This window comes from Kitasatospora sp. NPDC056783 (assembly GCF_042789895.1).
Lineage (GTDB): Bacteria > Actinomycetota > Actinomycetes > Streptomycetales > Streptomycetaceae > Kitasatospora.
Genome location: NZ_JBHUAF010000358.1, coordinates 1 through 9,066 on the forward strand (window position 1 = coordinate 1; position 9,066 = coordinate 9,066).

Here is a 9,066-nt window from a genome sequence, read left to right on the forward strand (position 1 = left end):
GGGCCCCGTCGGCGTTCCGGCCGGGTTACCCGCCGGTAGCCCGGGGCGACCCGGCCGACGGCTGTTCGCTGCGGGCGAAACTTTGTTCCACAGAGCGGAAGAAGGCGTGCCGACCAGCGCGGAGAGCGCCCGTCCGGCGGCTGTCAACACCGCGCTGAGCTGCGATGATGCCCTTCTGTCGGGGGTATTCCCGCCCCGGTGACCACTCTGCGGGACACCCCTCGGCCAGACCCGGACATCAGTCACCGCGAACAAGTGCGAAGATGTATTTCCGGCACGACTGGGCGCCTCACAAAGGCTTCCGACCCACCGGACCGCGACCGGCCCGGCGACCCACCCCATGCATGGAGGACGTGACGTGGCGAACGACGCCAGCACCGTTTTCGACGTAGTCATTCTCGGAGGCGGAAGCGGCGGTTACGCCGCGGCGCTCCGCGCCGCTCAGCTGGGCCTGAGCGTCGCCCTGGTCGAGAAGGGTGAGCTCGGCGGCACCTGCCTGCACCGCGGCTGCATCCCGACCAAGGCGCTCCTGCACGCCGCGGAGATCGCGGACGAGACGAAGGAGGCCGCCGAGTTCGGCGTGCTGGCCACCTTCCAGGGCATCGACATCAACGGCGTCCACAAGTACAAGGACGACGTCATCGCCGGCCTGTACAAGGGCCTCCAGGGCCTGGTGGCCTCCCGCAAGGTCACCTTCATCCAGGGCGCGGGCAAGCTCTCCTCGCAGACCTCGGTGGACGTCAACGGCCAGCGCATCGAAGGCCGTCACATCGTTCTGGCCACCGGTTCCGTGCCGCGCTCGATCCCGGGCCTGGAGATCGACGGCAACCGCGTGATCTCCTCGGACCACGCCCTCAAGCTCGACCGGATCCCGAAGTCCGTCGTCATCCTCGGTGGCGGCGTCATCGGCGTCGAGTTCGCCTCCGTCTGGAAGTCCTTCGGCGTCGAGGTCACCATCGTCGAGGGGCTGCCGCACCTCGTCCCGCTGGAGGACGAGAACTCCTCCAAGCTGCTGGAGCGCGCCTTCCGCAAGCGCGGCATCAAGTTCGAGCTGAAGGCCCGCTTCTCGGGCGTGGAGTACACCGAGACCGGTGTCCGCGTCTCCACCGAGAACGGCAAGCAGATCGACGCCGACCTGCTGCTCGTCGCCATCGGCCGCGGCCCGGTCTCGGCCGGCCTCGGCTACGAGGAGAACGGCGTCGCGATGGACCGCGGCTACGTCCTGGTCGACGAGTACATGCGCACCAACGTGCCCACCATCTCCGCCGTCGGCGACCTCGCCCCGACCCTCCAGCTGGCCCACGTCGGCTTCGCCGAGGGCATCCTGGTCGCCGAGCGCCTGGCCGGCCTCAAGCCGGTGCCGATCGACTACGACGGCGTTCCGCGGGTGACCTACTCCAACCCGGAGGTCGCCTCCGTCGGCATCTCCGAGGCCAAGGCCGTCGAGCTGTACGGCAAGGACAAGGTCGTCACCCTGAAGTACAACCTGGCCGGCAACGGCAAGAGCAAGATCCTGAAGACCGCCGGCGAGATCAAGCTCGTCCAGGTCAAGGACGGCGCCGTGGTCGGCGTCCACATGGTCGGCGCCCGCATGGGCGAGCAGGTCGGCGAAGCCCAGCTGATCTACAACTGGGAAGCCCTGCCGGCCGAGGTCGCGCAGCTCATCCACGCGCACCCGACCCAGTCCGAGGCCCTGGGCGAGGCGCACCTGGCGCTGGCCGGCAAGCCGCTGCACGCGCACGACTGATCACGCCCCACCCCCTTTCCCGGTACTTCCCGTACGCAAGTACCTCCCGTACGCAAGACTTGATAGGAGTCGCTGAAACCATGGCGGTCTCAGTAACACTGCCCGCGCTGGGCGAGAGCGTTTCCGAGGGCACCGTCACCCGCTGGCTGAAGGCCGAGGGTGAGCGTGTCGAGGTCGACGAGCCGCTGCTGGAGGTGTCGACCGACAAGGTCGACACCGAGATCCCGGCCCCGGTCTCCGGCATCCTCTCCTCGATCAAGGTCGCCGAGGACGAGACCGTCGAGGTGGGCGCCGAGCTGGCGGTCATCGACGACGGTTCGGGCGCCCCGGCCGCTGCTCCGGCCCCGGCCGTCGAGGCCGCTCCGGTTGCCACTCCGGCTCCGGTCGCCGCTCCGGCTCCGGTCGCCGCTCCGGCCCCGGTCGCCGCCCCGGCCCCGGCCGCCGCTCCGGCCGCCGACGCCACCCCGGTCGTGCTGCCCGCGCTGGGCGAGTCGGTCACCGAGGGCACCGTCACCCGCTGGCTGAAGGCCGAGGGTGACACGGTCGAGGTCGACGAGCCGCTGCTCGAGGTCTCCACCGACAAGGTCGACACCGAGATCCCGTCGCCGGTCGCCGGCACCCTCGTGAAGATCCTGGTCGGCGAGGACGAGACCGCCGAGGTCGGCGCCCAGCTCGCGCTGATCGGCGCCGCCGGTGCCGTCGCCGCCGCCCCGGCCCCGGTCGCCGCCCCGGCCCCGGTTGCCGCTCCGGCTCCGGTCGCCGCTCCGGCCCCGGTTGCCGCTCCGGCTCCGGTCGCTGCCCCGGCCCCGGTTGCCGCTCCGGCTCCGGTCGCTGCCCCGGCCCCGGTTGCCGCCCCGGCTCCGGTCGCTGCCCCGGTGGCCACGGTCGCCCCGGTGGCCGACAGCGGTGACGCCTACGTCACCCCGCTGGTGCGCAAGCTCGCCGCCGAGCACGGCGTCGCGCTGTCCTCCGTCGCCGGCACCGGCGTCGGCGGCCGCATCCGCAAGCAGGACGTCATCGCCGCCGCGGAGGCCGCCAAGGCCGCTCCGGCCCCCGTCGCCGCTGCCGCCCCGGCCGCCGCGCCGAAGGCCGCCGCCGCGCCGTCCGCCCTGCGCGGCCAGACGGTCAAGATGACCCGCATGCGCAAGGTCATCGGCGACAACATGATGAAGGCGCTGCACGAGCAGGCCCAGCTGACCAGCGTGGTCGAGGTGGACGTCACCAAGATCATGTCGCTGCGCGGCAAGGCCAAGGACGGCTTCCTGGCCCGCGAGGGCGTCAAGCTCTCCCCGATGCCGTTCTTCGTCAAGGCCGCCGCCCAGGCGCTGAAGGTCCACGCGGTCGTCAACGCCCGGATCAACGACGCCGAGGGCACGGTCACCTACTTCGACACCGAGAACATCGGTATCGCGGTGGACTCCGAGAAGGGTCTGATGACCCCGGTCATCAAGGGTGCGGGCGACCTCAACCTCGCCGGCATCTCGAAGAAGACCGCCGAGCTGGCCGGCAAGGTCCGCAACAACAAGATCACCCCGGACGAGCTGTCCGGTGCGACCTTCACCATCAGCAACACCGGCTCGCGCGGTGCGCTGTTCGACACCGTGATCGTGCCGCCGAACCAGGTCGCCATCCTGGGCATCGGCGCCACCGTCAAGCGCCCGGTCGTCATCGAGTCCGACGGCGGCACCGCCATCGGCATCCGCGACATGGTCTACCTGTCGCTCTCCTACGACCACCGCCTGGTGGACGGCGCCGACGCCGCCCGCTACCTGGTCTCGGTCAAGGAGATCCTGGAGGCCGGCGAGTTCGAGGTCGAGCTCGGCCTCTGACCCCGCCCGGTCACCGCGGAACCCCCGCGTACGGAACCCCGCGTCGTCCCCGGACGGCGCGGGGTTCCGCCGTTCCCCGGGCCATCGCGGGCCCGGGAAGTGTGAGCGAACCGTACCGAGTCGCGGCATGCGCGGACGCGGCCGAACGGGGATGCTTGAGCGGTGATGGACGAGACGGACTTCTGGCAGATCATCGACGAAACCCACGACGCGGCCGACGGGGACCCTGACGAGCAGGCCGACCTCCTGGTGGAACGGCTCCTCCAGCTGACCCCGGACGACGTGATCGACTTCGCCCGGCTGTTCCAGGCGCGGCACCGGCGCGCCTACCGGAACGACCTGTGGGGCGCGGCCTACCTACTGCTCGACGGCGCCTCCGCCGACACCTTCGACTGCTTCCGTTCCTGGCTGATCGGCCAGGGCCGGGAGGTCTTCGAGGGCGGCCTGACCGAGCCGGACGACCTCGCGGACCTGCTGCCCGAGTTCGACGAGGAGGAGGACGGCGAGGCCGAGGACCTCGGCTACGCCGCCGACGAGGCGTACGAGCAGCTGACGGGGCTGCCGCTGCCCGAGATCGGCGGGCGGCAGGCCGACCGGCCGTCCGGGCCGGCGCTGGACTTCGACGACCCGGACGCCATGGCGAAGCGCTTCCCCAAGCTCTGGGAGCGGTACGGGGACTGAGGAGCCCCCGGCCGCCCTCCCGGCCACCCCTCCCAGCCACCCCTCCCGGCCGTCCTCGGCCGACCGCACCGCCCGGCCGCACCCCGGCCGGGTCAGGTGCTGCTGCCGGAGGAGCTGTCCTGCGTGATGCCGCTGAGGATCTGGTCCAGCACCGAGAAGTCCGGCGCTGACGGGGTGTCGTCCACGCCGCCCTCCATGACGACGAAGCCGCCGCCCTTCGCCGGGAGGGCGGCGAGCAGGACGTAGCCCTGGGTGCCGTCCGAGGTGCGGATGTGCCAGCGGGTGGCGTAGCCGAGCACGCCGGCCACCTTGACGTAGCCGGAGCCGGCGTCGGTGTGGGAACCGATCCCGGAGAAGATCCCCCCGGCGTAGGCGGGCATCGCGGACTCGGCCGCCGCCCTGGCGGAGGTGCCCTGGACGGTGTCCTTCTCGACCGAGAACTGGCCGCGGACGCAGGTGCCCCCGGCCGGGCAGGTGTAGCGGCCGGTACCGAGGTAGAGCGTCGAGTGCTGGAGCTCGGTCGACGTCTCCCAGCCCTCGAAGACCGGCACGATGATCGCGTGCCGCGGGTCGGGGACGGTGGTCTTCACCACCGGTGCGGGTTTGGGCACCGTGGGGCTGGGCCTGGGCGCGGTCGGGCTCGGGCTCGGCACGGTCGGGCTGGGGCTGGGCGTGGGGCCGCTGCTCCGGGTCACGGTGACGGTGGGGGCCGGGTCCGCCCGCCGGTCGACGCCGCTGTTGAACACGATCCCGGCGACGATCCCGCCCACGGCCAGTACGGCGACCGCGATGCCGACGATCATCCCGGTCCTGGGCTTGGCCGGGGGCGGGTAGTGGCCGGCGGGGCCGTAGCCCGGGTTCTGCGACGGGTAGCCGTTCTGGGCCGGGTAGCCGCCCTGAGCCGGGTAGCCGTTCTGGCCCTGATAGTCGGTCTGGCCCTGGTAGCCGCCCTGGCCGGGGTAGCCGCCCTGGCCGGGGTAGCCGTACGTCGGGGCGGGCGAGCCGCCGGGGTGGCCGTGGCCGGACCGCCGGTCGGACGGCTGCTGCCAGGGCTGGGTGACGGCGTCGGCGAGCCCGCCCCCGACGCCGCCGCCCTGGAGCGGCCTGACCTCGTTGCTCCAGGCGCTGCCGTCCCACCAGCGCTCGTGACCGGGGGTGCCGTCCGCACCCGGGACCGGGTACCACCCGGGAGGCGTCGAGTTGCTCACGGCCGTACGCTACCCGGCGCGTCGGCGGTCCGGACAGGCCCGGACCGTCACGGCTCCGCACCACCCGGGACCGGCCAACCTCCCCTTGCCACAGGCCTGTTAGGGATGTCCGGCACGTCCGTTCGAACGGTCGGCGGGCGGGCTCCGGCGGTCAGTCGGCCAGCCGGCGCGCCATCCAGACGTCGTCCACGTACCGGCCGTCGATCAGGAACTCCTCGGTCAGCGAGCCCTCGACCACGAAGCCGCAGCTCTCGTAGAGGCGGCGGGCCGGGGCGTTCCGGCCGAGCACCCGCAGGCCCATCTTGCGGGCACCCTCGGCCCGGGCCGCCGCGCAGGCCGCCTCGACCAGACGGCGGCCGATGCCCCGGCCGCGGACGGTGTCGTCGACGGCCAGGCCCTGGATCTGCCGCACGTGCCGGTTGCTCGCCAGCGGGGTGGCCGGGACCTGGCGGACGTAGCCGACGATCCGGCCGTCCAGCAGGGCCACCAGGTACTGCTCGGGGGTGTGCCGTTCGTCGAAGACCGGGTCCTCGACGGGCGGTCGCGGGGAGACGTCGGCCAGGAGGGACCAGGTCGCGTGGTTGAGGACGGCGAGTCCGCGCTCGTCCTCGCTCCGCGCCGTACGGATGATCAGATCGTCGTCAGGCATGCGCGCCATGCTAACGAGGCACTCGGCGACGAGGCGCGCGACCGTGACGGGCCGTCGAAGACGCGTGGGAGCTGCGAGGATGGGGCCCATGCGCATCGCTGTCACGGGCTCCACGGGTTTGATCGGTTCGGCACTCGTCCGCTCCCTGCTGGCGGACGGCCACGAGGTGGTCCGGCTGGTCCGGCACCGTTCGAAGACCGGCCCACGGCCGGACGGCAGCACCGCCATCGGCTGGAACCCGCTGCTCGGCGAGGTCGAGCGGGACGGGCTGACCGGCGTCCAGGCCGTGGTGCACCTGGCCGGCGCCGGGGTCGGCGACCACCGCTGGACGGACTCCTACAAGCGGGAGATCCGGGAGAGCCGGGTGTACGGCACCGAGACGCTGGCCGTCGCACTGGCCGAGCTCAAGGAGCCGCCGCGGGTGCTCGTGAGCGCCTCCGCGGTCGGCTGGTACGGGCAGACCGGCGATCGGGTGATCGACGAGGACTCCCCCGCCGGCGACGACTTCCTCGCCGAGGTCTGCCGGGAGTGGGAGGACGCGGCCCGGCCCGCCGAGCGGGCCGGCGTCCGGGTCGTCCACCCGCGCACCGGGATGGTGCTGTCCGCCTCCGGCGGGGCGGGGGCGCGGCTGTTCCCGCTGTTCAAGCTGGGCCTCGGCGGACGGCTCGGCGACGGGCGGCAGTACTGGAGCTTCATCTCGCTGCACGACCAGGTGGCCGCGCTGCGGTTCCTGATCGACCACGACGACCTCTCCGGCGCCTTCAACCTCACCGCTCCGAACCCGGCGACCAACGCGGAGCTGACCACCGCGCTCGGGCGGGCGCTGCGGCGGCCGACACCGTTCCCGGTGCCGGAGGCGGTGCTCAAGGCGGTGCTGGGCGAGCTGGCGGTCGAGGTGGTCGGCAGTCACCGGGTGGTGCCGCGGCGGCTGCTGGACGCGGGCTTCCGCTTCACCCATCCGGACGTGTACTCGGCGGTGCTCGCGGCGCTGTGACGGGCGTTCGCGGTGGGCTGCGCGGTGGGCGGCGCGGCGCCGTGCCGGGCGCTGTGACAGGCGCTGTGCCGGGCGCCGCGCGGGGCTCGGTCCAAGGGCGGGCGTGCGGGGCGATGCGGGCCGGTGCGCGAGCGGGCGCGGGGCGCGGTCCGTGAGCGTGTGCGGGCCGATACGGGCGCGCGGGCGGCGGCGCGCGCTGGGCGGGCGGGCACCCGGGCGGGGCGCGCACAGTCGTACGTACTCCGACGATGGCATCCACCCTGGCCAGCGGCATATGCCGAACGGGGTCGGAGGGGGCCCGGGGAGGGGGCGCATGGGAGCACACGGTGGGCGCGTCGCACGCCCCCGGTGACCGTACGCGCCCGCCGACCCCCGAACCCGGCCGCCACGGCGCACTGTCCGTGACCACGCCCCACCCGGTGCCGCCCAACCCTCGCCGGAACCCCGGATCCGGCCCGATGCGCTTGTCTGATGCTCACACTGACGGGGCATCACCCTCCACGGACCGTGTCCCGGCACCCCGCTGCCTGCGTCGGCCGGAGCCCCGGGACCAGGGAGGGAGCACCCCAGTGCCCACGTACGACTTCACCCGCCGCGCCCGCCGGCCGTCCGACCCGGACGTCGTCGTGGTCGGCGCCGGGCTCGCGGGCCTCGCCGCCGCCCGCGCGCTCACCGGCCACGGCCTCACCGTTCAGCTCCTGGAGACCACCGGGCGGATCGGCGGCCGGATGGCCACCCGCGAGCAGGACGGATTCCGGCTCGACGACGGCAGTCACCTGCTGAACACCGCTTTCCCCGAACTCCGCCGCACACTCGACCTCGACCGCCTCGACCTGCGTCCGCTCACGCCCGGCGTCCTGGTGCACAGCGCCGGCCGGCGGTACCGCACCGGAGACCCGCACCTCGCCGTCGCCCGGCAGGCCGCCACCCGGGCCCCGCTCGGCAGCCCGCTGGACAAGGCCCGCCTGGGAGGCTGGCTCGGCCGGCTCGCCGGCACCCCCGTCGAGCGGCTCCAGGCCCGGCCGGAGACCACCACCGCCCGCGCCCTGGGCGGTCACGGCCTCGGCCCGCGCACCGTGGACGGCTTCCTGCGACCGCTGCTCAGCGCCCTGCTCTCCGATCCGGCGCTCGGCACCAGCAGCCGGGTCGCCGACCTGGTGCTGCGCTCGTACGCGCGCGGGCGGCTCTGTCTGCCCGCCGGCGGCATCGCCGCGGTCCCGGCCCAGCTGGCCGCCGCCCTGCCCGCCGGTACCGTCCGCACCGGGGTACGGGTCACCTCGATCGCCGCGGACGGCGTGGAGACCCTCGCGCACGGCAGGATCGGCGCCCAGGCCGTCATCGTCGCCACCGACGCCCGCGCCGCCGCCGAACTGCTGCCCGGACTGCGCCTCCCGGACTTCCACCCCGTCACGACCTTCTTCCACGCGGCCGACCGCGCGCCGCTGGGCGAGGCCGTCCTGCTGCTCGACGGCGACCGGCCGAACGGCCACCCGCCGCTGGTCTCGCACTCCCTGGTGCTCAGCGAGCTGCACCCGTCCTACGCCCCGGCCGGCCAGTCGCTGATCGCCACCACCGTGCTCGGCCGCCGCGCCTTCGACCTGGGCGGCCCCGCCGGGCTGGAGCCGACCGTCCGGGCCCGGCTGACCGAGCTGTACGGCACCTCGACGGCGGGCTGGCAGTTCCTCGGCGTGCGGCACGTCCCGGACGCGCTGCCCGCGATGCCGCCGCCGCACAACCCCCGCCGCCCGGTGCGGCTGCTGGCCGGGCTGTACGTCGCCGGGGACCACCGGGACACCAGCACCGTGCAGGGCGCGCTGGTCTCCGGACGACGGGCGGCCCAGGCAGTGCTGCGCGACCTCGGTGTGCCGGCCGACGCCCGGGAGGCCGAGGCGGCCGCCTGATCACCCCGGCGCACCGGCGGTCCGCCGGGGTGACAGACCACCGGTGTGCCGGGACAC

General features: G+C 73.8%; 7 protein-coding genes. 5 read left to right on the top strand and 2 right to left on the bottom strand.

What is annotated here, in order from left to right; all coding sequences use genetic code 11:
* Positions 1-340: 340 nt before the first annotated feature.
* The 3 genes from lpdA (at position 341) to ACFRMQ_RS33245 (ending at position 4,257) form a co-directional block, all read left to right on the top strand.
* A complete protein-coding gene (gene lpdA, locus ACFRMQ_RS33235) occupies positions 341-1,747 on the top strand; it encodes a dihydrolipoyl dehydrogenase (RefSeq protein ID WP_380734471.1) in 1,407 nt (468 codons plus the stop codon).
* 80 nt (positions 1,748-1,827) lie between these two features.
* Positions 1,828-3,576: a 2-oxoglutarate dehydrogenase, E2 component, dihydrolipoamide succinyltransferase gene (gene sucB, locus ACFRMQ_RS33240; RefSeq protein WP_380734472.1), complete on the top strand. Its 1,749-nt coding sequence runs from the start codon at positions 1,828-1,830 to the stop codon at positions 3,574-3,576.
* Between the two features lie 165 nt (positions 3,577-3,741).
* The gene (locus ACFRMQ_RS33245; RefSeq protein WP_380734478.1) at positions 3,742-4,257 is read left to right on the top strand and encodes a DUF4240 domain-containing protein; all 516 of its coding nucleotides are present in this window, start codon (positions 3,742-3,744) and stop codon (positions 4,255-4,257) included.
* Positions 4,258-4,349: 92 nt separating this feature from the next.
* Here ACFRMQ_RS33245 and ACFRMQ_RS33250 read toward each other — a convergent pair whose 3' ends face one another.
* A complete protein-coding gene (locus ACFRMQ_RS33250) occupies positions 4,350-5,465 on the bottom strand; it encodes a DUF2510 domain-containing protein (protein WP_380734473.1) in 1,116 nt (371 codons plus the stop codon).
* A 151-nt stretch (positions 5,466-5,616) separates the two neighbouring features.
* On the bottom strand, positions 5,617-6,123 hold the full coding sequence (locus ACFRMQ_RS33255; protein ID WP_380734474.1) for a GNAT family N-acetyltransferase: 507 nt from the start codon (positions 6,121-6,123) through the stop codon (positions 5,617-5,619).
* Between the two features lie 79 nt (positions 6,124-6,202).
* Between ACFRMQ_RS33255 and ACFRMQ_RS33260 the strand changes: the two genes are divergently transcribed.
* Both ACFRMQ_RS33260 and ACFRMQ_RS33265 read left to right on the top strand, forming a co-directional pair.
* Positions 6,203-7,108 carry a TIGR01777 family oxidoreductase gene (locus tag ACFRMQ_RS33260; protein ID WP_380734475.1) on the top strand — a complete coding sequence of 302 codons (906 nt, stop codon included), beginning with the start codon at positions 6,203-6,205 and terminating at the stop codon, positions 7,106-7,108.
* A 569-nt stretch (positions 7,109-7,677) separates the two neighbouring features.
* Positions 7,678-9,009, top strand: coding sequence for an FAD-dependent oxidoreductase (locus ACFRMQ_RS33265; protein WP_380734476.1), 1,332 nt, complete (start codon positions 7,678-7,680; stop codon positions 9,007-9,009).
* Positions 9,010-9,066: the final 57 nt, after the last annotated feature.

Bases quoted from the DNA above. Each gene is read 5' to 3' on its own strand.
- lpdA (WP_380734471.1), top strand. From the start codon at position 341: ATGCATGGAGGACGTGACGTGGCGAACGACGCCAGCACCGTTTTCGAC.
- sucB (WP_380734472.1), top strand. From the start codon at position 1,828: ATGGCGGTCTCAGTAACACTGCCCGCGCTGGGCGAGAGCGTTTCCGAG.
- ACFRMQ_RS33245 (WP_380734478.1), top strand. From the start codon at position 3,742: ATGGACGAGACGGACTTCTGGCAGATCATCGACGAAACCCACGACGCG.
- ACFRMQ_RS33255 (WP_380734474.1), bottom strand. From the start codon at position 6,123: ATGGCGCGCATGCCTGACGACGATCTGATCATCCGTACGGCGCGGAGC.
- ACFRMQ_RS33260 (WP_380734475.1), top strand. From the start codon at position 6,203: ATGCGCATCGCTGTCACGGGCTCCACGGGTTTGATCGGTTCGGCACTC.